Origin of the sequence: Klebsiella indica, assembly GCF_005860775.1 — a bacterium.
Lineage (GTDB): Bacteria > Pseudomonadota > Gammaproteobacteria > Enterobacterales > Enterobacteriaceae > Klebsiella > Klebsiella indica.
The window spans coordinates 25,993-51,289 of sequence record NZ_VCHQ01000012.1 but is presented as its reverse complement, the minus strand read 5'-3'; the positions used below and the strand labels follow the sequence as shown (position 1 = coordinate 51,289).

At 54.7% G+C, this 25,297-nt stretch carries 23 protein-coding genes; 10 read left to right on the top strand and 13 right to left on the bottom strand.

What is annotated here, in order from left to right; all coding sequences use genetic code 11:
- Nucleotides 1-50 precede the first annotated feature (50 nt).
- Nucleotides 51-794, top strand: coding sequence for an SDR family oxidoreductase (locus FE839_RS10565; RefSeq protein ID WP_138360783.1), 744 nt, complete (start codon nucleotides 51-53; stop codon nucleotides 792-794).
- 80 nt (nucleotides 795-874) lie between these two features.
- Here FE839_RS10565 and FE839_RS10560 read toward each other — a convergent pair whose 3' ends face one another.
- The gene (locus FE839_RS10560; RefSeq protein WP_138360782.1) at nucleotides 875-2,308 is read right to left on the bottom strand and encodes a 6-phospho-beta-glucosidase; all 1,434 of its coding nucleotides are present in this window, start codon (nucleotides 2,306-2,308) and stop codon (nucleotides 875-877) included.
- Between the two features lie 120 nt (nucleotides 2,309-2,428).
- A complete protein-coding gene (locus FE839_RS10555) occupies nucleotides 2,429-3,157 on the bottom strand; it encodes a MurR/RpiR family transcriptional regulator (protein ID WP_138360841.1) in 729 nt (242 codons plus the stop codon).
- 49 nt (nucleotides 3,158-3,206) lie between these two features.
- Between FE839_RS10555 and yqfB the strand changes: the two genes are divergently transcribed.
- Together yqfB and trhA are read left to right on the top strand one after the other, a co-directional pair.
- A complete protein-coding gene (gene yqfB, locus FE839_RS10550) occupies nucleotides 3,207-3,518 on the top strand; it encodes a N(4)-acetylcytidine aminohydrolase (RefSeq protein ID WP_138360781.1) in 312 nt (103 codons plus the stop codon).
- Between the two features lie 161 nt (nucleotides 3,519-3,679).
- Nucleotides 3,680-4,333: a PAQR family membrane homeostasis protein TrhA gene (gene trhA / locus FE839_RS10545; RefSeq protein ID WP_138360780.1), complete on the top strand. Its 654-nt coding sequence runs from the start codon at nucleotides 3,680-3,682 to the stop codon at nucleotides 4,331-4,333.
- A 105-nt stretch (nucleotides 4,334-4,438) separates the two neighbouring features.
- On the opposite strand, the gene ygfZ is transcribed toward trhA, so the two are convergent.
- Nucleotides 4,439-5,422 (bottom strand): tRNA-modifying protein YgfZ, encoded by a 984-nt coding sequence (gene ygfZ / locus FE839_RS10540; RefSeq protein WP_138360779.1) that lies wholly within the window; start codon nucleotides 5,420-5,422, stop codon nucleotides 4,439-4,441.
- A 302-nt stretch (nucleotides 5,423-5,724) separates the two neighbouring features.
- On the opposite strand from ygfZ, the gene sdhE reads away from it, so the two are divergent.
- Complete coding sequence (sdhE, locus tag FE839_RS10535; RefSeq protein ID WP_138360778.1) at nucleotides 5,725-5,991, top strand: FAD assembly factor SdhE; 267 nt, start codon at nucleotides 5,725-5,727, stop codon at nucleotides 5,989-5,991.
- Nucleotides 5,972-6,382, top strand: a complete 411-nt coding sequence (locus tag FE839_RS10530) for a protein YgfX (RefSeq protein ID WP_138360777.1) — start codon at nucleotides 5,972-5,974, stop codon at nucleotides 6,380-6,382. The genes sdhE and FE839_RS10530 overlap by 20 nt, the downstream gene beginning before the upstream one ends.
- 210 nt (nucleotides 6,383-6,592) lie before the next feature.
- On the opposite strand, the gene fldB is transcribed toward FE839_RS10530, so the two are convergent.
- On the bottom strand, nucleotides 6,593-7,114 hold the full coding sequence (fldB, locus tag FE839_RS10525) for a flavodoxin FldB (protein ID WP_138360776.1): 522 nt from the start codon (nucleotides 7,112-7,114) through the stop codon (nucleotides 6,593-6,595).
- A 120-nt stretch (nucleotides 7,115-7,234) separates the two neighbouring features.
- Here fldB and xerD point away from each other — a divergent pair, with 120 nt between their 5' ends.
- The 5 genes from xerD to lysS all read left to right on the top strand — a co-directional run bounded on the left by xerD (nucleotide 7,235) and on the right by lysS (nucleotide 13,316).
- Nucleotides 7,235-8,131, top strand: a complete 897-nt coding sequence (gene xerD / locus FE839_RS10520; RefSeq protein ID WP_138360775.1) for a site-specific tyrosine recombinase XerD — start codon at nucleotides 7,235-7,237, stop codon at nucleotides 8,129-8,131.
- A 21-nt stretch (nucleotides 8,132-8,152) separates the two neighbouring features.
- Nucleotides 8,153-8,866: a bifunctional protein-disulfide isomerase/oxidoreductase DsbC gene (gene dsbC, locus FE839_RS10515; RefSeq protein WP_138360774.1), complete on the top strand. Its 714-nt coding sequence runs from the start codon at nucleotides 8,153-8,155 to the stop codon at nucleotides 8,864-8,866.
- A gap of 5 nt (nucleotides 8,867-8,871) precedes the next feature.
- Nucleotides 8,872-10,605, top strand: a complete 1,734-nt coding sequence (recJ, locus tag FE839_RS10510; RefSeq protein ID WP_138360773.1) for a single-stranded-DNA-specific exonuclease RecJ — start codon at nucleotides 8,872-8,874, stop codon at nucleotides 10,603-10,605.
- Nucleotides 10,606-10,690: 85 nt separating this feature from the next.
- A protein-coding gene (gene prfB, locus FE839_RS10505; protein ID WP_138360772.1) for a peptide chain release factor 2 occupies nucleotides 10,691-11,789 on the top strand; the annotation gives its coding sequence in 2 pieces (ribosomal slippage) (nucleotides 10,691-10,765 and nucleotides 10,767-11,789; 1,098 coding nt in all).
- 9 nt (nucleotides 11,790-11,798) lie between these two features.
- Nucleotides 11,799-13,316 (top strand): lysine--tRNA ligase, encoded by a 1,518-nt coding sequence (lysS, locus tag FE839_RS10500; RefSeq protein WP_138360771.1) that lies wholly within the window; start codon nucleotides 11,799-11,801, stop codon nucleotides 13,314-13,316.
- Between the two features lie 42 nt (nucleotides 13,317-13,358).
- On the opposite strand, the gene idi is transcribed toward lysS, so the two are convergent.
- The 9 genes from idi to ssnA form a co-directional block, all read right to left on the bottom strand.
- Nucleotides 13,359-13,907, bottom strand: a complete 549-nt coding sequence (gene idi, locus FE839_RS10495) for an isopentenyl-diphosphate Delta-isomerase (protein ID WP_138360770.1) — start codon at nucleotides 13,905-13,907, stop codon at nucleotides 13,359-13,361.
- Between the two features lie 130 nt (nucleotides 13,908-14,037).
- Nucleotides 14,038-14,160, bottom strand: coding sequence for a hypothetical protein (locus FE839_RS24860; RefSeq protein ID WP_241675623.1), 123 nt, complete (start codon nucleotides 14,158-14,160; stop codon nucleotides 14,038-14,040).
- Between the two features lies 1 nt (nucleotide 14,161).
- Nucleotides 14,162-15,607: a nucleobase:cation symporter-2 family protein gene (locus FE839_RS10490; protein ID WP_138360769.1), complete on the bottom strand. Its 1,446-nt coding sequence runs from the start codon at nucleotides 15,605-15,607 to the stop codon at nucleotides 14,162-14,164.
- A gap of 85 nt (nucleotides 15,608-15,692) precedes the next feature.
- On the bottom strand, nucleotides 15,693-17,060 hold the full coding sequence (locus tag FE839_RS10485; RefSeq protein WP_138360768.1) for an NCS2 family permease: 1,368 nt from the start codon (nucleotides 17,058-17,060) through the stop codon (nucleotides 15,693-15,695).
- A 32-nt stretch (nucleotides 17,061-17,092) separates the two neighbouring features.
- Complete coding sequence (gene guaD / locus FE839_RS10480) at nucleotides 17,093-18,409, bottom strand: guanine deaminase (protein WP_138360767.1); 1,317 nt, start codon at nucleotides 18,407-18,409, stop codon at nucleotides 17,093-17,095.
- Nucleotides 18,410-18,424: 15 nt separating this feature from the next.
- Complete coding sequence (locus FE839_RS10475) at nucleotides 18,425-19,825, bottom strand: nucleobase:cation symporter-2 family protein (RefSeq protein WP_138360766.1); 1,401 nt, start codon at nucleotides 19,823-19,825, stop codon at nucleotides 18,425-18,427.
- A gap of 451 nt (nucleotides 19,826-20,276) precedes the next feature.
- A complete protein-coding gene (locus FE839_RS10470; protein ID WP_138360765.1) occupies nucleotides 20,277-23,147 on the bottom strand; it encodes a molybdopterin-dependent oxidoreductase Mo/Fe-S-binding subunit in 2,871 nt (956 codons plus the stop codon).
- Nucleotides 23,144-23,923: a molybdopterin-dependent oxidoreductase FAD-binding subunit gene (gene ygfM / locus FE839_RS10465; protein WP_138360764.1), complete on the bottom strand. Its 780-nt coding sequence runs from the start codon at nucleotides 23,921-23,923 to the stop codon at nucleotides 23,144-23,146. The genes FE839_RS10470 and ygfM overlap by 4 nt, the downstream gene beginning before the upstream one ends.
- A gap of 45 nt (nucleotides 23,924-23,968) precedes the next feature.
- Complete coding sequence (gene ssnA, locus FE839_RS10460) at nucleotides 23,969-25,297, bottom strand: putative aminohydrolase SsnA (protein ID WP_138360763.1); 1,329 nt, start codon at nucleotides 25,295-25,297, stop codon at nucleotides 23,969-23,971.

Below are 25,297 nucleotides of genomic sequence, written 5' to 3'. Positions count from 1 at the left end.
CGACTATCTTTTAAAGGCGCTTCGGCGCCTTTATTTTTAGGAGAAATGATATGGCAATAGCACTGGTTACCGGCGGTAGTCGTGGGATAGGACGGGCGACGGCTCTGCAACTGGCAGAAGAGGGCTATACCGTCGCGGTTAACTTTCATCACAATATTCGAGCGGCTACAGAGGTCGTGAATTCGATTATTGCCGCAGGCAGGAATGCCTTTGCTTTGCGTGCCGACATCAGCGATGAAAGCCAGGTTATGGCGATGTTCGAAGCCATCGATCGCGAAGCTGAGCCGCTGAGCGCGTTGGTGAATAACGCCGGGATTTTGTTTGAACAGAGCACGATAGAAAATTTAACCGCTGAACGGATTAATCGCGTACTGGCGACCAATGTGACAGGCTATTTCCTCTGTTGTCGGGAGGCGGTAAAGCGGATGTCCAGAAAGCACGGGGGGCAGGGTGGTGCGATTGTTAATGTTTCATCTGTGGCATCGCGGCTGGGAGCGCCTTTCGAATATGTTGACTATGCGGCGTCAAAAGGGGCCGTGGATACGCTCACTACCGGGCTGGCGCTGGAAGTAGCGGCCCAGGGGATTCGCGTGAACTGTGTGCGCCCTGGTCTTATCTATACCGAAATGCATGCTTCCGGCGGTGAGCCAGGGCGGGTTGATCGCGTTAAGTCGATGCTCCCTATGCAGCGCGGCGGCCAGCCGGAGGAGGTCGCGCAGGCCATTGTCTGGTTACTGAGTGAGAAAGCTTCGTATGTGACGGGGAGTTTTCTTGAATTAGCGGGTGGAAAATAAACGCCCGGTAGCGCTAATTGCTTACCGGGCCTATGGTTTTGTAGGGCGTTGCAAGCGTAGCGCCGCCCGGCGTGGCTGAGTTAGAGCGTTTCGCCGTTGCTGGCGATAACCTCTTTATACCAGGTAAAGCTTTTCTTCCGCGAGCGTGACATATCGCCGCTGCCGTCGTCATGCTTGTTCACGTAAATAAAACCGTAACGCTTGCTGTATTGCCCGGTGGTGAATGACACGCAGTCGATGCAGCCCCATGGCGTATAGCCCATCAGATCCACGCCATCATAGGTCACCGCTTTAATCATCTCTTCTACGTGAGCACGCAGATAGTCGATGCGGTAATCGTCGTTGATGCTGCCGTCTTCTTCCACTTTGTCGTAGGCGCCAAAGCCATTTTCGACGATAAACAGCGGCTTCTGATAGCGTTCATACAGCTCGCACAGGGAATAACGCAGGCCGACCGGGTCAATCTGCCAGCCCCAGTCGGAGGCTTTGACGTGCGGATTCGGCACGCTGCCCTCGAAGCCGGAAATGGCATCGCCGCTACCGCCTTCTGCTTTTACCGCGTTAGTCATGTAGTAGCTGAAGCCAAGATAATCGCAGGTGCCTTCACGCAGGATCTCCGCGTCGCCAGCGTCCATGCTGATGTTAAAGCCGCGACGTTCCCATTCGTTCAGCACATAAGACGGGTAGTAGCCGCGTAACTGAACGTCGGTAAACACATAGCGCTCACGCATGGATTCCTGCGCGAAAATGACATCTTCCGGATTACAGGAAAAGGGATAGAGCGCAACCATCGCCAGCATACAGCCGACCTTCATCTCCGGGTTGATGCGGCGTGCCGCCTTCACCGCCAGCGCGCTGGCGACGAACTGGTGATGCAGCACCTGATACATGGTTTCTTCCGGGTTTTCATGTTCGGTATACACCACGCCGGAACAGCAGTAGCCAAACAGCGGCGCGCGCCAGTTGCGCTGGTTGTTGATCTCGTTGAAGGTCATCCAGTATTTGACTTTGTGCTTGTAGCGCTCAAATACCACCTCCGCGAAGTGGACGAAGAAATCCACTACTTTACGGTTGGTCCAGCCGCCGTATTGCTGTACCAGATGCAGCGGCATTTCAAAGTGGGAGAGGGTGATGACCGGTTCGATGTTGTATCTGAGCAACTCATCGAACATATCATCGTAGAATTTCAGCCCTTCTTCGTTCGGCTGCGTCTCGTCACCCTGCGGGAAAATGCGGGTCCAGGCGATGGAGGTGCGAAAGCATTTAAAACCCATCTCGGCGAACAGCTTAATATCGTCTTTATAGTGACCGTAAAAATCGACCGCTTCATGGTTTGGATAATATTTACCCGCTACGACTTGTTGGGTGATTTCACGCGGTACGCCATGCGCCCCGCCCGTCAGCACGTCGCAGATGCTTGGCCCTTTTCCGCCTTTGTTCCAGCCGCCTTCAACCTGATGAGCGGCAACGGCGCCGCCCCATAAGAAATCTTTTGGTAAGGTGAGTTTTTTCATTGTTGCTCAATCTCAAATTAATACAATCTGGTTTGAGTCTAACAAAGAGAATATAAATGTCACGATATAACAATTTACCCGGCGTGGGATTTGTTACATCGAAAAAACATCCTGTTATTTTCAGATGAGTTTGCGCGCTAATTTACGTCCCAGCGTTTCAAGAATATAAATCACCGGGATCTGCGTGGTAATATCATAACCGCCAGCAATACGCGTTTGCGGCACATGCCAGGAGAGATTGAAATCGGCCAGCTTTGCCAGCCGCGAGTGTTCGTGGCTGGTGATGGACATCACCTTGCAGCGATGCAGGCTGAACTGGCTGGCGAAGCGCAGGATCTCTTCGGTTTCACCGGAGACGGACAGCACAATTGCCAGCGCATGACGCGCCATATCACTGGTAACCGGAAAATAAGGATCGTCGATATGATTACTGAATTTTCCGACGTTAGAGAAAAAGCGTGCGCCATATTTTGCCAGCGCACCGGAGGTTCCGGCGCCGACGAAAATAATTCTCTCGGAAGCGAGAATAATATCGACCGCCTGGGCGAGTAGCTGGTCAAATTCATCGTTATTCACGCTTTTAAAAAAGCTTATTATTTCGCTGGCGCCAAAATTGGCCTGTTGCGGCTCATCCTGCTCTAAATATAATTTAAAGCGTACGCGAAACTCCGAGTAACCTTCGCACTGTAGCTTGCGGCAGAAGCGCAGGACGGTAGTCGTCGAGACCCCGGCGGCTTCCGCCAGTTCGCGGATGGTCATGTACATCACTTTGTCGCGATTTTTAATGACGTAGTGATAGACCATCATCTCAAGATTATTGAGACTGGCGATAGCGGCGTGGGAGAAGATACTCACAGGGCAAACTCACAATTCATAATGACCAGGACGGAATGATATCATGCAGCCAAATGACATCACTTTTTTTCAGCGTTTTCAGGAGGACATCCTCGCCGGGCGCAAGACCATTACCATCCGCGATGCGTCTGAATCGCACTTTAAAGCGGGCGATATTCTGCGCGTTGGCCGCTATGAAGATGATGGCTATTTCTGCGCCATTCGCGTACTGGCGACATCAACGGTGACTCTGGATACTCTGAGTGAATTGCAGGCTCAGCAGGAAAATATGACGCTGCCGCAGCTGAAAAAGGTAATTGCAGAGATCTATCCGCATGAAAAGCAGTTTTATGTGATTGAATTTGAAAAGCTTTAATTAAAAAGCGAACGACTGTTAGTTGAAATTTATCTGTAACTTTATGATTTTATATTGTTAATAAATATTCACCTTTTTATTTTAGCTAACAGGTGTTCACTGGAATCATTCTCAGTTAACCTAAGTGAGCATTGAAAGCGTACTTGTTTTCGGAGTCAACTATGGTTCGCAGACCATTAATCACTCAGGGATATTCTCTGGCAGAGGAAATTGCCAACAGCGTCAGTCATGGGGTCGGCCTGGTATTTGGCATTGTCGGTCTGGTGTTGTTGCTGGTTCAGGCGGTAGATGCGAATGCCAGTGCTACAGCCATTACCAGCTACAGCCTGTACGGCGGCAGTATGATTTTGCTGTTTCTTGCCTCCACGCTCTATCACGCGATTCCGCATCAGCGGGCCAAGCTCTGGCTGAAAAAGTTCGACCACTGCGCTATCTACCTGCTGATCGCCGGAACCTATACGCCATTCCTGCTGGTAGGGCTAAATTCGCCGCTATCCCGCGGGCTGATGATAGTGATCTGGAGTCTGGCGCTGCTGGGGATCTTGTTTAAGCTGACAATTGCGCATCGTTTCAAGATCCTCTCTTTGGTGACCTATCTGACAATGGGCTGGCTGTCGCTGATCGTCGTCTATCAACTGGCGATTAAACTCTCGGTGGGCGGTGTGACGCTGCTGGCGGTTGGCGGCGTGGTCTATTCGCTGGGCGTGATTTTCTACGTCTGCAAGCGCATTCCGTACAACCATGCGATCTGGCACGGCTTTGTGCTGGGCGGCAGCGTATGCCATTTCCTGGCGATTTATTTGTACGTGGGGTAGGTTTAATAAAGCGTCATCGGGAAACTCCCTCCGACCATGTTGTGCGCTCGACGTTTTAGAGCGCCGCCTCCGGGGAGACGGCTCTGCTAAGGCTATAATCGGGCCTTAACGCTCTTCCAGCGAATATGGCAGCGGCACGATGCCCAGGCTACCGGTGTCATCACGTACGCGGAAGACGCTGTCGGGCTCCATATCGTTATTCATCACCACTTGCACCAGCAGATGACCATCGTCTAACTGCACCGCGGCTAAAACGGTGCCGGTACGACGCCAGTTTTCACCCATTTTCAGCTCCAGGTCTTCCCCGGCTTCCGGTACGCGGCTGGCTTTCCCCGCCAGAGACCACAGGGCGCGCTTGTTGGCGCCCCGGAATTTAGCACGGGCAACCATTTCCTGACCGGTATAGCAGCCTTTCTTAAAACTGATACCGCCCAGCGCCTGTAGGTTGGTGGCTTGCGGAATAAACTGCGCGCTGTTGGCGCTATCAATAACCGGCAGACCGGCTTCAATATTCAGCGCCAGCCACTGCTGGCTGTTATTAAGCTGGGCTTCACCGCGCAGAGCGTTGGTGATGCGGGTAGCGGTTTCCACATCGGTCACCAGCAGGAAACGTTCAGCCGGATGCGCAAACCACAGCAGGCTAGTGGCGCCTTCGCTGACAACCTGTTTTTCGGCATGAGGCAATTCGCCAAACAGCGGCGCCAGCGCGGCGCGCGCCTGGAAACCGGCGACGCCTAACAGCACGAGGTCATCATTGGCGGCGATCGTCACTTTAGAAAATACTGCGTATTTTTTTAGCTCGGTCAGTTGCGCTTCACGCAGGCTGCGGCGTTCAATCCACGCAAACCCCTCGTTACGGCGGAAAACGCGCAGGTTGCTCCACATCTTGCCTTTGGCGTCACAATGCGCGGCAAGCAGATGCTGCTCGTCGGTCAGGTGACTGACGTCGGCAGTAATCTGCCCCTGCAGATATTTCTCGCCATCCGGGCCGGTAATCGTCGCCAGCGCCCAGTCATCCAGCGTCATCAGCGTTAACGGCAGGCGAGCGGAAGAGGAGGGCTGACGCGGAGGAAAAGGTGTAAAAGCCATAGTCATATCCTGAATAGCTTAACGCAGAGTGTGCGACTAATGGTAAAAGAGCTATTGCGCAATGCAAGCGCTTTCGCCAGGCCACGAGTGCCCTTAAACGCCAGAGCGAAGGCAAGGGAGAAGAATAAATATCCCCACAAGTCGGCATGGCGCCGGGCGCGTTAATCGTGGGGGAGGCATTCAGCAAAACCCGGGTATTTTTAGGGATTTCATGGAATAGCGTTCGCGAATCTTGATATTCCAGTGAAGTCGATAGCGAAAACGCGTTAAACTAAGCAATATCTCTGTGCAGGAATGACAACATGGACATTAACAATAAAGCTCGTATCCACTGGGCATGCCGTCGGGGTATGCGTGAACTTGATATTTCCATCATGCCGTTTTTCGAGCATGAGTACGATTCGTTGAGCAATGGCGACAAACAGTTGTTTATCCGCCTGCTGGAAAACGACGATCCGGATTTATTCAACTGGTTAATGAATCATGGTGAGCCGGCTGATGCAGAACTGCAACGGATGGTAAAATTAATTCAGACACGGAATCGGGAACGTGGTCCTGTGGCAATCTGATTTACGCATCTCATGGCGAGCGCAGTGGTTCTCACTGTTGCTGCATGGCATCGTGGCGGCGCTGGTGCTGCTGATGCCCTGGCCGCTAAGTTATACCCCACTCTGGCTGATACTCTTGTCGCTGGTGGTGTTTGACTGCGTGCGTAGCCAGCGGCGGATCCACGCCCGACAGGGTGAAATAAAGCTGCTGATTGACTCTCGCTTACGCTGGCAAAAAACGGAGTGGGCGATTATCGGCACGCCGTGGGTGATCAGCAGCGGAATGTTGCTGCGGCTGCGGCATATGGAAGACCACCGGACGCAAAATTTGTGGGTTGCGGCGGATAGCATGGATGCGGGAGAGTGGCGCGATTTGTGTCGGCTGGTGTTACAGAAACCCACGCAAGATTAAGCGACTGGCCCATCAGAACTATTTTACTTGCTATTTTGCACCAGGGCAGTGCCCGGCAACATACCAACCTATTTTGAACACTCTTCCGGGCGGCCCGGAGAGCGAACGTCGCGAGTCAGTCCTTATAGACTCCATCTGCGTTTCGGTTGTTGTACGCTGTTGAGGCTGGCTGTGACAACAACGTCGGATAGGCCTGGCCTGTGCGCGGACTCAGGCAAACTGCTCGGCCATTTCGCCGAGAATTTGCTCGCACCAGCTCTGAATACGTTCATCGCTCAGGTCGTACTGGTTCGTTTCGTCGAGCGCCAGGCCAACGAACAGTTGACCATCGGCGATAACCGGTTTGGCGCTGGTGAATTCATAGCCCTCGGTTGGCCAGTAGCCGATAAACGTCACGCCTCTGGTCGCCAGCTTGTCGTGCAGCATACCGAGCGCATCAAGGAACCATTCGCCGTAGCCTAACTGGTCGCCCATACCGTACAACGCCACAATCTTACCCTGCAGATCCAGGGTATCGAGCTGCGACCAGACAGCCTCCCAGTCTTCCTGGATCTCGCCAAAATCCCAGGTCGGAATGCCGAGGATCAGCACATCATATTGCGTCATCAGGGCAGGGGAGTCATCTTTCAGGTTGTGTAGCGTCACCAGTTCAGGGCCGATGATATCGCGTATTTTTTCTGCCGCCATTTCCGTATAGCAGGTGCTGGAACCGTAAAAAAGACCTATGTTCATCGCGAAAACGTCTCAATTCTTGCTGTGACTTTGGCGTAGTGTACCAGAAAGGTCGCGCCAGCCTGCAACTCGAATTATTTAGGGTATAATGACGCCGTTTTAATAAGCAAAGAGGCCGGAGTGGAACAGGATCTCGGACAAATCGAGCAGTTTCTTGATGCTTTATGGCTGGAGCGTAATCTGGCGGAAAACACGCTAAGCGCCTATCGTCGGGACCTGACGATGGTGGTCGAATGGTTGCACCACCGCGGGCTGTCGCTTGCCAGCGTTAGCGGCGAAGATCTCCAGTCGCTGCTGGCGGAGCGGCAAACCGGCGGCTATAAAGCCACCAGCACCGCGCGCTTGCTAAGCGCCGTGCGCCGTTTCTTCCAGCACCTTTATCGGGAAAAAATCCGCCCGGACGATCCCAGCGCGCGGCTGGCATCGCCAAAGTTGCCGCAGAGGCTGCCGAAGGATCTGAGCGAGGCTCAGGTTGAGCGTCTGTTACAGGCACCTCTGGTTGAACAACCGCTTGAGCTGCGCGATAAAGCAATGCTGGAAGTGCTGTACGCCACCGGTCTGCGCGTGTCAGAGCTGGTTGGCCTGACCATGAGCGACATTAGCCTGCGTCAGGGCGTGTTGCGCGTGATCGGGAAAGGTAATAAAGAACGACTGGTGCCGTTAGGCGAAGAAGCGATACTGTGGGTTGAGAATTACCTTGAGTACGGGCGTCCCTGGCTGCTGAACGGCGCGGCATCCGATGTGCTTTTCCCGAGTCAGCGCGCGCAGCAGATGACGCGACAGACGTTCTGGCATCGAATTAAGCACTATGCCGTACTGGCGGGGATTGACAGCGAAAAGCTCTCTCCGCACGTGTTGCGCCATGCTTTTGCTACGCATTTGCTTAATCATGGCGCCGACTTACGCGTGGTGCAGATGCTGTTAGGACACAGCGATCTCTCCACGACGCAGATCTATACCCATGTGGCGACCGAGCGTCTGCGACAACTTCATCAACAGCATCACCCGCGTGCGTGAGTGCTGAAAAAAGGACTGAGTATGAAAAAAGGTTTACTGATGTTCACCCTACTGGCAACCACTTTGTCCGGCGCGGCACATGCCGATAGCGCGGCGATTAAACAGCTGTTGACCAGACTGGGGGTTCAGAGTTCGGACGTTCAACCTTCTCCGATCAAGGGTATCAGCACCGTGTTAACGGAAAGCGGCGTGCTGTATGTTACGGATGATGGTAAGCATATTATCCAGGGGCCGATGTATGACGTTAGCGGCGCGCAGCCGGTGAACGTCACTAATACGCTGTTGGCGAGTAAGCTGAAGGCGCTGGAAAAAGAGATGATTGTTTATAAAGCGCCGCAGGAAAAGCAGGTTATTACCGTTTTCACTGATATTACCTGCGGCTACTGCCATAAACTGCATGAACAGATGCGCGATTACAACGCATTGGGCATTACGGTGCGCTATCTCGCTTTCCCTCGACAAGGCCTGCAAAGCGAAGCCGAGCAGAATATGAAGGCTATCTGGTGTGCGAAAGATCGTAACAAAGCGCTGGATAATGCGATGAGCGGCAAAAGTGTTGAGCCCGCGAGCTGCGATATTGATATCGCTAAACACTACACGCTCGGCGTGCAGTTTGGCGTTAACGGTACTCCGGCGATGGTGCTGAGTGACGGCACGCTTATGCCAGGCTATCGGGATCCTAAGGATCTGAAAGCACTCCTTGATGAGTATCAAAAACAAACGAGCGGTAACTGATACGCGTGAAACAACAGATACAACTACGCCGCCGTGAGGCGGTTGATGGCGTCGATTTACCTGCCAGTCTCCCGCCTCTGCTGCAACGCTTGTACGCCAGTCGCGGCGTGCGCAGTGCGCAGGAGCTGGAGCGCGGCGTGAAAGGCATGCTGCCGTGGTCACAGCTGAGCGGGGTCGAAAAAGCGGTTGAGATGCTCTATGGCGCATTTAAACAGGCGCTGCACATTGTGGTGGTCGGCGATTTTGACGCCGACGGCGCCACCAGCACCGCGCTAAGCATACTGGCTCTGCGGTCGATGGGCTACGGTAATGTTTCCTATCTGGTGCCTAACCGCTTTGAAGATGGTTATGGCCTAAGCCCGGAGGTGGTCGCTCAGGCTCACGCTCGCGGTGCGCAGATGATTATGACCGTTGATAACGGTATTTCATCCCATACGGGCGTCGAATATGCTCACTCGCTGGGTATTCCGGTGCTGGTGACCGATCACCACCTGCCGGGAGATACGTTACCCCCGGCGGAAGCCATTATTAACCCTAACCTGATCGACTGCGAATTCCCGTCGAAATCGCTGGCCGGGGTTGGCGTCGCTTTTTACCTGATGCTGGCGTTGCGCACTTTTTTGCGTGATAAAGGCTGGTTTGACGAGCACCGCATTGCGCCGCCGAATCTGGCGGATCTGCTCGACCTGGTCGCGCTCGGTACCGTGGCCGATGTGGTGCCGCTGGATGCCAATAATCGCATCCTGACCTGGCAGGGGCTGAGCCGTATCCGGGCGGGGAAATGCCGCCCTGGCATCAAGGCGTTGCTGGAAATTTCTAATCGCGATCCGCAAAAGCTGGCGGCCAGCGATCTGGGCTTTGCTCTCGGACCGCGTCTGAACGCGGCGGGGCGGCTGGACGATATGTCCGTCGGCGTCGCATTGTTGCTATGCGACAACATCGGCGAAGCACGGATGCTGGCTAATGAACTTGATGCGTTAAACCAGACGCGCAAAGAGATAGAGCAGGGCATGCAGGCGGAAGCGCTGGCCTTGTGCGAGAGGCTGGAGCACGGCAGTGAGGCGCTGCCTGGCGGGCTGGCGATGTATCATCCGCAGTGGCACCAGGGCGTGGTCGGCATTCTGGCTTCGCGCATTAAAGAGCGCTTTCACCGTCCGGTTATCGCTTTTGCGCCTACCGGGGACGGAACGTTAAAAGGGTCCGGTCGGTCGATCCCGGGGCTGCATATGCGTGATGCGCTGGAACGCCTGGATACGCTCTACCCTGGTATGATCCTGAAGTTTGGCGGTCATGCTATGGCGGCGGGACTGTCGCTGGAAGAGGTGCGTTTTGCCGAATTTCAGCAACGGTTTGGCGAGCTGGTGACTGAGTGGCTCGATCCCGCGCTTTTGCAGGGGGAAGTCGTCTCCGACGGCCCGCTGGCGGCGGCGGAGATGAGCATGGAAGTCGCGCAAATGTTACGTGATGCCGGTCCCTGGGGGCAGATGTTCCCGGAGCCGCTGTTTGACGGGCGCTTTCGCCTGTTGCAACAGCGGCTGGTGGGCGAACGTCATCTGAAAGTGATGGTTGAGCCTGTTGGCGGCGGCCCGCTGCTGGACGGTATCGCGTTCAATGTTGATACTTCCATCTGGCCGGATAACGGCGTGCGCGAAGTGCAGCTTGCCTATAAGCTTGATATCAACGAGTTCCGCGGCAACCGTAGCCTGCAGCTGATTATCGACCACCTCTGGCCAAATTGACAACAGTATATTAATAAGAGCGCGAATCCGGTAGAATTCCGCTCTTATCACCGCATTTTGACGAATCCATTAAAAGAAACCGATCATGTTTGAAATAAATCCGGTAAAAAACCGCATTCAGGACCTTACGGAGCGCTCGGACGTTCTTAGGGGGTATCTTTGACTATGATGCCAAGAAAGAGCGTCTCGAAGAAGTAAACGCCGAGCTGGAGCAGCCGGACGTCTGGAATGAACCCGAGCGCGCCCAGGCGCTGGGTAAAGAGCGCTCCTCGCTGGAAGCCATCGTTGATACGCTGGATCAAATGTCTCAGGGGCTGGAAGATGTCTCTGGCCTGCTGGAGCTGGCCGTTGAAGCCGACGACGAAGAGACCTTTAACGAAGCCGTCGCTGAGCTTGACGGACTGGAAGAGAAGCTGGCGCAGCTGGAGTTCCGCCGTATGTTCTCCGGTGAATATGACAGCGCCGATTGCTACCTTGATATCCAGGCAGGTTCCGGCGGAACCGAAGCGCAGGACTGGGCCAGCATGCTGATGCGTATGTATCTGCGCTGGGCGGAAGCGCGCGGCTTTAAGACTGAGATTATCGAAGAGTCCGAAGGCGAAGTGGCGGGCATTAAGTCCGTGACCATCAAGATTATCGGTGACTACGCCTACGGCTGGCTGCGTACCGAAACCGGCGTTCATCGTCTGGTGCGTAAGAGCCCGTTCGATTCCGGCGGCCGACGCCACACCTCTTTCAGCTCCGCGTTCGTTTACCCGGAAGTGGATGACGATATTGATATCGAAATTAATCCGGCGGATCTGCGCATTGACGTTTACCGCGCGTCCGGCGCGGGCGGTCAGCACGTTAACCGGACGGAATCCGCGGTGCGTATCACCCATATCCCGACTGGCTTAGTGACTCAATGTCAGAACGACCGTTCACAGCACAAGAACAAAGACCAGGCCATGAAGCAGATGAAAGCGAAGCTTTATGAGCTGGAGATGCAGAAGAAAAATGCTGAGAAGCAGGCGATGGAAGATACTAAATCCGACATCGGCTGGGGTAGCCAGATCCGCTCTTATGTGCTGGATGACTCCCGCATTAAAGATCTGCGTACCGGGGTGGAAACCCGTAACACTCAGGCGGTGCTGGACGGCAGCCTGGATCAATTTATCGAAGCAAGTTTGAAAGCAGGGCTATGAGGAACCAACATGTCTGAACAACAAGCACAGGGCGCTGACGCGGCAATTGACCTTAATAATGAACTGAAAGCCCGTCGTGAAAAGCTGGCTGCACTGCGTGAGAAGGGTATCCCGTTCCCGAATGATTTCCGTCGTGACCACACCTCTGACCAACTGCACGCTGAATTCGATGCCAAAGAAAACGAAGAGCTGGAAGCGCTGAACGTTGAAGTCGCCGTTGCTGGCCGTATGATGACCCGTCGCATTATGGGGAAAGCCTCCTTCGTTACGCTGCAGGACGTTGGCGGCCGCATTCAGCTGTATGTCGCCCGCGACGATCTGGCGGAAGGGGTCTACAACGAGCAGTTCAAAAAATGGGACCTCGGGGACATCATCGCGGCGCGCGGTAAGCTGTTCAAAACCAAAACCGGTGAACTCTCCATCCATTGCAGCGAACTGCGTCTGCTGACCAAAGCCCTGCGCCCGCTGCCGGACAAATTCCACGGTCTGCAGGATCAGGAAGCGCGCTATCGTCAGCGCTACCTGGACCTGATCGCCAACGATGAATCCCGCAACACCTTTAAAGTGCGTTCGCAGATCCTGGCAGGCATTCGTCAGTTCATGGTCGGCCGCGGCTTTATGGAAGTGGAAACTCCGATGATGCAGGTGATCCCCGGTGGCGCTTCCGCCCGTCCGTTTATCACCCATCACAACGCGCTGGATCTGGACATGTACCTGCGCATCGCGCCGGAACTGTACCTGAAGCGTCTGGTAGTTGGCGGCTTCGAGCGCGTGTTCGAAATCAACCGTAACTTCCGTAACGAAGGTATCTCCGTTCGTCATAACCCAGAGTTCACCATGATGGAACTCTATATGGCCTATGCGGACTATAAAGACCTGATCGAGCTGACCGAATCCCTGTTCCGCACCCTGGCGCAGGACGTTCTCGGCCATACCGAAGTGCCTTACGGCGATCAGACCTTTGATTTCGGCAAGCCGTTTGAAAAACTGACCATGCGCGAAGCGATCAAGAAGTACCGTCCTGAAACAGATATGGCCGATCTGGATAACTTCGATTCTGCAAAAGCCATTGCGGAAAGCATCGGCATTCACGTTGAGAAGAGCTGGGGTCTGGGTCGCATCGTGACCGAGATCTTTGAAGAAGTGGCGGAAGCGCACCTGATTCAGCCGACCTTCATCACCGAATATCCGGCAGAAGTCTCTCCGCTGGCGCGCCGTAATGACGTGAACCCGGAAATTACCGACCGCTTTGAATTCTTCATCGGCGGGCGTGAAATCGGTAACGGCTTTAGCGAGCTGAACGATGCGGAAGACCAGGCGCAGCGCTTCCAGGATCAGGTTAACGCGAAAGAAGCCGGTGACGACGAAGCGATGTTCTACGACGAAGACTATGTTACCGCGCTGGAGCACGGTCTGCCGCCAACGGCGGGGCTGGGCATTGGCATCGACCGTATGGTGATGCTGTTCACCAACAGTCACACTATCCGCGACGTGATCCTGTTCCCGGCGATGCGTCCGGTAAAATAAGCATAACGGCAATAAACGAGACCCCAGCGCTGCTGGGGTTTTTTACATCTGGCGGCTAAAGTTGATTAACGCGTTACGCGCATTATTATCAGCGGCCTGCATTGCCATCCACGGACTAAAAGCCCACGGCGTGGTGCGGATACCGCTTAGCACCGCTGTAAGATTGCTCCACTGGTAATCCATAACCTCATCGGGATTAACCTGTAGCGGGCTGGCTATTCGGGCAGCATATACCGGGCAGACTTCGTTTTCGACAATACCGTTTGGCGCGATGGCCCGATAGCGAAATGCAGGAAAGACCGGCGTGATGTCGGTAATATCAACACCAAGTTCAAAGCGGCAGCGGCGGGCAACCGCCTGCTCAAAGGTTTCGCCGGTCTGCGGATGCCCGCAAACAGAATTCGTCCAGACGCCGGGCCAGGCTTTTTTGCCCAGTGAACGCCGGGTGACCAGCAACTGACCATGTTCATTAAACAACCAGCAGGAAAACGCAAGATGCAAAGGAGTACTGCGGGTGTGGGCGGCATACTTCTCCAGCATACCTGAGGGCTTATCTTGCTCATCCAGCAAAATAACATGTTCCTGTCGCATAGTTTTCACCAAAAATCATAAGCACTGGCTATTATAAGCCCTGTTGCGACGGAATAATTAACACTTCGGACTATTTCACCTATAGATGACGGCCTCATCTTATCTGATGAGGCCGCCGAAGAAGGGAGACTCAGAAAAGCAGCATAAACTGAAACCGACTTTCAATGGCCAGCGCAATGCCCTCGGAAACCGCCGGGATCGCCAGTAGCACTAGCAGTAACAGGCTAATAATACAGCGCAGAGCGGCATTCATCTTACTCCTCCCGCTGGCTCTTCTTGAGCTTGCGCAGCAGTAGCCACATGCGTACCGTTCGGACTTTAACGCCCGAGGACGCGGTTTCTTGCGCCAGTTCGCTATGATGCCGATAGCCATTAAAGAACAGGTTAAGTAGTACAGCGCTAATGGTGGCCAGCATAATGCCGCTATGCAGCAGCGGCTGGAGGACCGCGGGCAATTTAGAGAAAAAATCATGCGACAGGGTGGGCGTCATGCCGATACCGAGACTGATTGCCACAATATAGAGGTTGTAACGATTAGTGGTGTAGTTACAGCGCGACAGAATGCGAATGCCCGTCGCCAGCACCATTCCGAACATGACCAGACCAGCGCCGCCCAGGACAAACTGTGGAATCGACGCAACCAGTACCGCCATTTTCGGTACCATGCCAAACAGAATCAAAATCATCCCGGAAGCGATGCATACCCAGCGGCTGTACACGCGGGTGACGCTGACCAGACCGACGTTTTGCGAAAATGAAGTATGGGGGAAGCTGTTGAACAGGCCGCCAATCAGCGAGCCCACACCATCCACGCGCAGCCCGCGGACAATATCCTGCGAGGAGAGTTTGCGGCCAACGATCTCTCCGAGAGCGAGGAACATTCCCATCGATTCAATAAAGACGATGATTAACACCGCCGTCATGGTCAGGATCGATACCGGATCAAAGACCGGCGTCCCGAAAGCCATTGGGGTGATGATAGCGAACCATGAGGCGTCCTGTAGGCCAGAAAGGTTAACCTCATTCATCATCCAGGACAGCGTAAAGCCAAAAATAATGCCTAATAAAACGGCGACGTTAGAGAGAAAGCCCTTTGCGAACCGTGTGATCAATAAGATAAAAATCAGTACCGCAAATGAAATGCCCAGATATACCGGATTGCCGTATTCCGGGTTACCTTTGCCCCCGGCAGCCCAGTCGACGCCAACCTGAATAATACTCAAACCAATAGAGGTGATGACCACGCCGGTCACCAGTGAAGGAAATAGCGGGATTAAGCGCCCGATAAGCGGCGCCAGCAATGTGGTTATGAGCCCGGCGACAAGGGTTGCGCCAAAAATCCCCAGCAGGCCAATATCCGGGTTGATCCCAATGGCGATCATCGGCGTTACGGCGGCAAACGTCACCGACATAATCACCGGCAGACGAATGCCCATAAAACGACCGATTCCAATGCATTGCAGCAGCGTGACTACGCCGCAGCAAAAAAGATCGGAGCTGATCAACAGGGCGATGGCGTCTTTATTCAGTCCGAGTCTGTCACCAATCATCAGCGGTACTGCTACCGCACCCGCGTACATAACCAGTACGTGCTGTAGCCCCAGAATGAGGAGCTTTCCCGGCGATAAGAGACGATCAACTTCGTCGATCGTATTGTCGGGATCTGCGGGGGGAGGAAGTTGAGAATCTATGGCGCTCATGCGTATTTCTCCTTAACCCGGTAAACGGCCAAATCGCTTACCGGGGATTAAAAATGACGAGCCTCGATACCCTGTCCGTGGGTACTTAAATGGCCCATCCTCCAGCATAAAATATCACCAGGGCGAGCGTGATAATTACGGTACCAATATTCAGTTTTTGCCATTCGCGGGCGAAAATGCGCCCGACAACCAGGGTGACAAAGCCGAGCATAATGCCAGTGACGATATTGCAAGTCAGGACGATAAACACCGCGCAGACCAGGCCCGACATCGCATCAATAAAGTCGTTGAAATCGAGTTTTGAGACATTACTTAGCATCAGCAACCCTACGTACATCAGTGCCGGTGCGGTGGCATAGCCAGGGATTAAATAAGACAGCGGAGATAAAAACAGGATCAGCAAAAACAGGCAGCCGACAATGGTCGCCGTCAGGCCGGTTTTCCCTCCGGCGGCGGTTCCTGCGGCGGATTCGATATAGACCGCCGCGGGGGCGGCGCCGACCAGGCCGGAGAATACGGAGCTCACGGAGTCGCTGGTTAGCGCTTTACCGCCGTTGATAATCTGGTTGTCCTTATCCAGCAGATTTGCCTGCCCGGCCACCGCGCGAATCGTACCTGTGGCATCAAAGACGGCGGTCATCACCAGCGCCAGTACGCTGGGCAGTACGGCTGGCTTCAGCGCACCCATGATATCGAGGCTAAAAATCAGCGACTTTCCGTCTTCGCCGCTCAGACTGGGCATCGCGACCAGGCCGTGATACTGGACGGCGGGATCGAAAATCAGGCCAATAATTGAGATAGCGATAATGACCAGCAGGATCCCCCCGGGAACGTGACATTTTTCCAGACCAAAAATGACCGCCAGGCCCAGCAAACTCGTGAGTACCGGAAAAGAAGTAAATGCGCCTAGCGCAACCGGTAGCCCTTCGAGCGGGTTTTTTATCACCATACCGACGCCGTTCGCCGCAATGAGCAGCAGGAACAACCCAATACCGATTCCGGTACCGTGGGCGATGCCCATTGGCAGATTACGCAAGATCCAGGTTCGTACTCCGGTGACTGAAATTGCGGTGAAAATGACCCCCATCAGAAATACCGCGCCGAGTGCGATGGGAATGCTGATCTGTTGTCCCAGCACGAGGCTAAAGGCGGTAAAGGCGGTCAGAGAAATGGCACAACCGATCGCCATGGGTAAATTGGCCCACAGCCCCATCAGTAGTGACCCGAATCCTGCGACCAGACAGGTTGCGACAAACACCGCGGCTGGCGGGAATCCCGCTTTTCCCAGCATACCGGGCACCACGATGACCGAATAGACCATCGCCAGAAAGGTGGTCAGCCCGGCCAGGATTTCCTGGCGAACTGAACTGCCGCGAGCCGTAATGTTGAAGTAAGCATCGAGCGCACCGCGGGGTTGTGATGCGTTAGGCGTTGGCAGAGTATCTCCAGACATAATCATGTCCTCAGTCGAATATAAGGGTTGCGTCAGGTGCGCTCATACACCAGGCGGCCGTCAATATAGGTACGATAAATAGAGCGATCGTCACCCAGCGTCATCATCACGAACAGTTTGTCGATCAAAGACACCGAGTTGTCGTAACGTAATTGCTGCAGCGGTGTTGCCGTTGGCTCCAGCACTACAAAATCCGCCTCTTTTCCCGGGGTGAAATTACCGATGAGAGGATCGAGCCCCAGCGCCTTCGCCCCGCCCAGCGTCGCGAGGTAAAATGCCTCATAGGCCGAGAGACGGTATCCCTGAAGCTGCATGACTTTGTAGGCCTCGTTTAGCGTTTGCAGCATATTGAAGGTGGTGCCCGCCCCGATATCGGTGCCCAGGCCAACGTTGATCTTTTTGCGCCAGGCTTTTTGCAAATTGAACAGGCCGCTGCCGAGATACAGGTTTGACGTGGGGCAAAAGGCGATGCTGGAACCTGTTTCGCTCAGGCGATCCCACTCTTTCTCGTCCAGATGCACGCAGTGAGCGAAGACGCAGTTCTTACCGGTCAATCCGTACTGGTGATAGACGTCAAGGTAGCCGTCATGGTCGGGGTAGAGTGTTTTCACCCAGTTAATTTCATCTTTGTTTTCACACAGATGCGTATGTAACCATGTGTCCGGGTACTCCTGGCGCAGGCGCTGCGCCATCGCAAGCTGTTGCGGCGTAGACGTTGGGGCGAAACGAGGGGTGATGGCATACAGCAAGCGACCCTTTTTATGCCAGCGTTCAATCAGCGCTTTACTTTGCTGGTAACTGCTTTCCGCATCATCCAACAGGTAAGCCGGGGCGTTGCGATCCATCATCACTTTGCCGGCGATCATGCGCATATTGATATGGCTGGCGGCTTCGAACAGGGCATCTACCGATTGGGGGTGTACGGTACCGAAGACCAGCGCAGTGGTGGTGCCATTACGCAGTAATTGCTTCAGGAAAAAAGAGGACATCTCGCGCGCATATTCCAGGTCCTGATAACGCCGCTCGGTGGGAAAGGTGTGTTTGTTCAGCCACTCCAGTAGCTGTTCGCCATAGGCGCCGACCATTTCGCTCTGCGGATAGTGGATATGGGTATCGACAAATCCGGGAGTCACCAGTTTTCCACGATAATCGCGGATGCGGGTAGCCTCCGGAACCTGATGTTTCCCTTGTTCCCATTCGCCAAACCACTCGATTTTCCCCTGATAAATCAAGAGCAACCCATCCTCGACAAACCGCAACGCCGATTCAAGCGCTTCGGGATTGTCGATGGTGTGAGTGATATCGAGAAAACTGCCGCGCACGGCTTTAAGCGTGTGTTCACCTGACATGTGATCCCCTTACAATTAATCCGTTTCTTCCACCGAGGTCGCTGCGGGCAAAACGTCCTCTTGCCGATAGCCGCCAGGGAGGATGATATTCAACAGGATCGCGGTCAGCCCGCCCGCGCAGATGGGGTTTTCCACCAGCACATAAATGGAGGCAGGCAATATTTTGAAAATTTCCGGGTCATAGGAAACGCCGAGCCCCAGACCGAGAGAGGTCGCGACGATAAGCGTTTCGCGGCGCTTCAGACCGTTTGAAATGATGATGCGGATCCCGGCGATAGCGATCATGGAGAACATCAGCGTCATCGCGCCGCCGAGTACCGCAGAGGGAATGGTCGTGAAGAAGCCGCCAATTGTGGGAAACAGACCGAGGATCACCAGTATCACGGCGATGGTGCGCCCGATATAGCGCGAGGCGACGCCGGTCATCTGGATAATGCCGTTATTTTGCGCAAAGGTAGTGAGCGGCAGGGAGCCGAGTGCGGAGGCAATGACCGAGACCAGTCCGTCAGCCAGCACGCCGCCTTTCAGGCGCGACTGATACTCATCGCCCTGGATTGGACGCCGCGAAACCATCGCCGTTGCCGTAATGTCGCCAACGGCCTCCAGCACGCTCAGCAGGTAAATGGTGCCGACCACCAGAAAATGATGCAGGCTGAAATGAAAACCATATTTAAACGGGACCGGTACGGTCACCAACGGCAGGTTTTTCATGCTGCTGAAATCGACCATGCCAAGACATAGCGATACGATATAGCCGACGCCTAATCCGATGGCGATCCCTCCCATGCGCAGTAACGGGTTGCGGCAGCAGTTAAAACCGATCACGACTATCAGGACTAACAAGCCGACGCCGATATTTTGATAATCACCGTAGGTGCCGCTACTCTTTGCTGCAAAGCCGCCGCCAAAATCAATAATGCCGACTTTAATCAGGCTCAGGCCAATCATCAGCACCACAATGCCGCTGACCGTGGGCGTGATCACCCGGCGTAGATAGGGGAGGATAAACGAGGAACCTACGACCAGAAATGCGCCGACAAACGACACGCCGAGCAGTGATGACATAATCAACTGCTCATGAAAACCATCGCTTTTCATGCTGCTGCCGAGGGCTATCATCACGGTAACGAACGAGAAATTCACCGACTGTATCGACAGCAAACCCGAGCCGATAATGCCGTAGCGGTTAACCTGCAGCCAGGTGCCGATCCCGGAGGCGATCATCGCCATCGAGACCAGATACGCGGTGGTTTCCGCAGAGAGTTGTAGCGTTGCTCCGACAATCAGGGCAGGGGTGACCATGGGGACGAAAATAGCTAATAAATGGGTAATCGCTCCCACTATTGTCTCGCGAAAAGGAGGGCGATCCTCCAGTTCATAAATCAGGTCGGAACCTGCATGGGGTAGATCAGACATCCCTTTACTCCCTCTGTTTGGGTATAAGCAAATTTGATCATCTGATTCAGTAGATTAAAATTCTGTGGATGCTGAGCGCAGAACGCCCTGAGCCGCGAGGCGATCAACCCACAGACGGCATTTAATAATGATTGAATCACCTTGCGCCTGGCCCAGCAGAAGGCTTTCATTGGCCATGCCAACTACGCCTGTTGGGCCGGGCTCTTAGAGCCTATCCCGTCAGGGCTATTTTGCTTGTCATTTTGAACCTGGGCAGTGCTCAGAATCCTCACGTACTACGTGTACGCTCCGGTTCTTCCGCGCTGGCCGTGTTCAAACTGTCTGCGCCAATAACGCCTGGTGGGATAGGCTCTTAATCTGGCCGTATTACTGGAATAAAAAAGCCCGCGTGGTTCTTTCCCTCTCCCGGAGGAGAGGGAATGCTTGCTGTGTACTGTCGCGGTTCTTCGCGTTACAGCCTTCCTAAGGCGCTCAGTATTTTCTCCGGTGTAAAATGCCATTCGCGCAGCCAGACGCCGCAGGCATCGTGAATGGCGGTGGCAATGGCCGGCGCCGCGCCGTTCACGCCAATTTCGGAGATAGATTTGGCACCAAATGGACCGACTTTATCGTCGCTGGGTACCAGCACCGCGCGAAAATCACGCGGAATATCACCGATTTTCGGTGCGCCATAGCTGCGCAAATCCCGGGTGAGCGGATGGCCTTGTGCGTCATAGATAATCTCTTCGCTCAGGCTGTGACCGATGGCGCGCATTGACGCCCCGTAAATTTGTCCCAGCGCCAGTTCGGGATTAACCGGCGTGCCACAGTCCAGCAACGCATAGAATTTATCGAGGCGAATCTCGCCGGTGCGGGTATTTACCGCCACTTCGGCGAAGTTCGCTCCATACGGGAACGCGAAATCGGCCGTGATATAGCTGGCGGTGGCGACCAGCGTCCCGAAACCGGTGCCAGTTTCGGCTTTGTGGCCGATGTCAGCGTAGCTCACTTCACCCTGCTTGCCACGCACCACGCCAGGGGCTGCCAGCGCAACATCGCTCAGCGGCTCACCGAGCATTTCAGCTCCGTGAAAGAGGATTTTTTCCCGCAGATTTTCCGCCGCTTTGCGCGCCGCATTGCCGGAAAAGCAGGTGCCGGATGAGGCATAGGCGCCTTTGTCAAACAGGGCGTGGTCGGTATCGCCGGAAATAACGTATACATCCTGCGGTGGGCAATGCAGCACTTCCGCCGCCAGTTTGGTGATCACCGTATCCAGGCCGGTACCAATATCCGCCCCGCCGGAATGCACGATAAACGTGCCATCAGATTCGAGTTTAATCATGCAGTTGGCCTGATCGATATCGGGGATCCCGGACTTCTGCATAATGATGGCGACACCGCGGCCCACTCGCCAGTCACCGTCGTGCGGTTTGGGTGAGGACCATTGGATCATCTCGCGCCCCTGATGCAGAATCGCTTCCAGCGCACAGCTGGCCGCGGTCGGCACCGATGTTGGCGCTTTACCTTCGCCAATTGCGCCAAGAATTTTCAATGGTTGACCTTCATGGACGCGATTACGCTCAATCATCTCCAGTTGATCAATCTGTAGCTGTTCGGCCAGTTCGGCCAGCGCCATGGTGATAGCGAAGTTGCCTTTCGGTGCGCCGTATCCCTGATAGGCGCCGGTCGGACAGATATTGCTGTAGTAGGTTGTTACGTTGAAATCGACGTTATCACAGGGATACAAAGGCAGTGACAGCGCTGGTCCGTTGGACGGCACGGTGAGAGAGTGGTTGCCGTAGGGGCCGGTATTCGCGCGGAAATCCATCTTCACCGCGGTCAGGCGACCATCTTTCTTCGCCCCAAGCTTTACGGTGACGTTGGCAACGTGGCGGGAGGTATTGGCAATAAATTCCTCTTCACGGGTGTAGCGGAAATAGACCGGGCGTCCGGTGACGCAGGTGGCCCAGGCGCAAACTTCTTCCAGCAGGATATCTTGCTTGGAACCAAATCCGCCGCCCACACGCTCTTTAATCACATGAACCTTGTGCTGTTTCATTCCGACGAGGCGAGCAACCTGGCGACGTAAGTGCCATGGAACCTGCGTTGACGCGTGAATAATCAGACGGTCACCGTCCATGTGGGTAAAGCAGATATGGGGTTCTGCCGGACACTGCTGGGCCTGGGTAGAGGAATAGGTACGCTCAATCACCACATCGGCTTCGGCGAAGCCTTTTTCCATATCGCCAATATGACCGTGAATACTGGCGGCAATATTTTTACGTGGACGCGCGCCAATGGGGAAATTGATGATCATATGTTCCCCGCGCTGGGTTGCATGGCGGTTATCTTCTTCCAGCGTATCCGGCGCCCCGGCCATATAGACAACCGGTTCATCGTGAATTACCGGCGCGTCATCGGCCATTGCGTCGTCAATCGACATGACCGGCTTGAGCACTTGATATTTGACGTCGATAAGCTTCAGCGCCGCCAGTGCTATCTGTTCGTTTTCTGCAACGACCGCCGCGACGCGATCGCCAACGTGACGCAGTTTTTGACTAAACATCCTTCGGTCGAGCGGCGACGGCTCCGGAGCGCTCTGGCCGCCGGGGGTGTAGTAGATGTTGGGGCAGTTAAGATAGGTGATAACGTGAACGACTCCCGGCAGCGCCTCGGCTTTGCTAACGTCAAGGTGGGTAATCAGTGCATGAGGATGCGGGCTGCGCAGCATCTTAATCACGCAGGCATCGGGTGTGATACGGTCTTCGACGTAGCAGGGTTTAGCCTGCACCATGGTTGCCGCATCGGTTTTCGGATACAGCTTGCCGACAATTGCCAGGTCGTCGCGGAAGGTTGGTGCGCTATCAAGGGTTATCTGCGGGTTGCTTTTACGTGCCACCGCCAGCGCTATCACCTGATAATACTGTTGCCAGCCAGCATCTCGACTAAATAAACCGGAGAGCGCGTCGTCGATCTCTTCACGCGTCGGGTCCGCGATACGCTCGAGAAGATCGCTGATAATTAGCGCGGCAGCGGGGTCGTTATAGCCCGATTGCACCACCCCGACGTCGACCATTGCCTGCTGTACCAGGCTCAGTTGATTCCATTTGCCCAACGATTCGCTCGTGCGGATCGCTGCCTGCTCCAGTTGGGCGGCGATAAGCAGAGAGGCGTTGACGATGCGGCCATTAAACAGAATCGCGTCAGAACCGGCGAAACCAAAACCATCATCGCTGTTGCGCACCGAATGCATGCCAAGATCGAAAAGTAATGCCTGTACGTTAGCGCCAGGATTCACCTTCATCTCGCGCGCAGTGCCGTTTAAGGTAAAGTGAATAATCATACGACCTTCTCCCCTGTCTGCTGGCAGTCGGTATACAAATCCGCCACGACCACACCGGCGATATAGCGTTTATAAGCCACGCTGCCCCGTAGATCCTGCTGAGGGAAAATGGAGGCGGCGACGGCCTGCTCCAGCGCACGGCCTTCCAGGCGCTGTGATTCCACATCCCGCAAACGGACTGGCCTGTCCGCCACGCCGTCCAGCGCGATACGTATTTCATCCTGTTCCGGAATAGCCACCGCGGCGGTGACTACGGTTAACCCGGCTTGCGAGCGGCTGATTCTACGGGTTGCACAGGCGCAAAACGGATTGTTGATGACAATTTCCGTGATCAGGGGCGAGCCGGGCTGAGTGAGGTAATTCTCCAGCGACAGGCTCTTGCCGTCGGCAAATATCAGGTGCGCGTCCAGCGCCAGCAGAACAGGGAGCAAAACGGACTCTTCCTGACGGGCGGCGATCTCACCGCCAAGAGTCGACTGGTTACGCAGGTGGCGGGAGTAAACGAAACCCAGCGCGTCGTGCAGCGCGTCGGGAATATAGTGGGTATCGCGCAGAGTCTGCAGGCGCGTCATTGCGCCAATTCGCAGAGAGCCGTTATCCCAGTCAACCCACTCCAGTTCAAGGTTCTGTAGGGAAATGGCAATTTGCTTGTCAGGCTGCGTCGGCGTGGCATTGATCTTACTGCCCCCGGCAAACCAGACGGCATCATCCTGGTAGCGTGATTTGAGCTCCAGCGCTTGTTCTACGGAGTCCGGTTTGAAAAATTGCTCGATCATAATCTTTCCTCATCAATCTTTCTGTCGATACGAAAGAGGCGTGGGTTATGCCAGCGAGTCCATTCGACGCCACATATCCGCAGCAACTTTCCGTGCCTGGGCATAAATCGAATCGCAATCGAAAGCGAACTGGCGGTCTTCATAAACCATCGCGCCGTTGATCATCACGCTATGGACGCTGGCGGAACCGAGACCAAAGGCGATATGTCCGGCGATGTTGTCAGCCAGCAGCGGCGTGGGCGCGGCGTAATCACAAATGGTCAGATCGGCTTTATAACCCGCCTCCAGTCGACCGAAGCGTGCGCCGAAGTTGCGGTTCAGCAGCTCGTTGCCGTTAGTCAGGGCACGAGCGAAACCGTCAGGCCACAGCGGACCGCCGGCATCACGATGTTTAAAGAAGGCAAATTTCATCTCTTCCAGCATGTCGGAGCCGATACCGTCGGTGCCCAGCGCCAGATTGCGAATATCGGTAAGATGGTGGTTGTAGCCGACATGGTTGTTCATGTTGGAGCGGGCGTTGTGCACCAGAAACGCATCCTGTTCGTTCAGCAGGGCGATATCGTCTGCGGACAAATAAAGGCCGTGCGCGACCAGCGTTTTGCGATTGATAAGATCCCATTCCGCCAGCCGGATAAGCAAATCTTTGCCATACATATGGTGGCTGTGGGAAACATCATAGCGATCTTCCGCGGCGTGGATATGCAGCCCGCGACCGGTGGCGTTGAGCGCTTCGCGCAGCATTTCCAGGCCAGCGTCCGGTACGGTAAAGGGGGCATGAGCGCCGATATGCGCTTCCACCAGATAGGGTTCTGTGCCCGCTTCCCTGGCCTGATCTATCTGGCGGGCGAAGCGGATATTTTCTTCCACACCGGCCTGTAGCTCATCGATCCCACCGTTGCGATCGGTCGTTTCAAAGCAGGTCATTCCGCGCAGGCCGATTTTCAGAAAAGCATTGCGCAACGTGGAGAGCGATCCATCGATGTACGCGGGAGAAGCGTGGTGATCGATGACCGCAGAGCATCCGCTCTTAATCGCTTCGATGGCGCAAATTAATCCGCTGTAGTAGAGCGACTCTTCGTCCAGCGCGCGATCCAGCCGCCACCACAGGTTTTTCAGCGTTGAAATAAAATCCGGGCTGGGCGCAATTTTCGCCATAATGCCGCGCGACAGGCCGGAGTAGAAATGGTTGTGTGCGCAAACCAGCCCGGGCATGACGAGGCGCCCATGCATCTCTTTCCAGTCCGCCTCTGGGTAGCGTCGGGTCAGCGCATCGCCGATCCCGATGATAACGTCATTGTCTATGGCGATATCAACACCCTCTTGCACTTTCGCAGGGTGAAGCTGTATGGCAGTGACATTTTTCAGAATTAACAT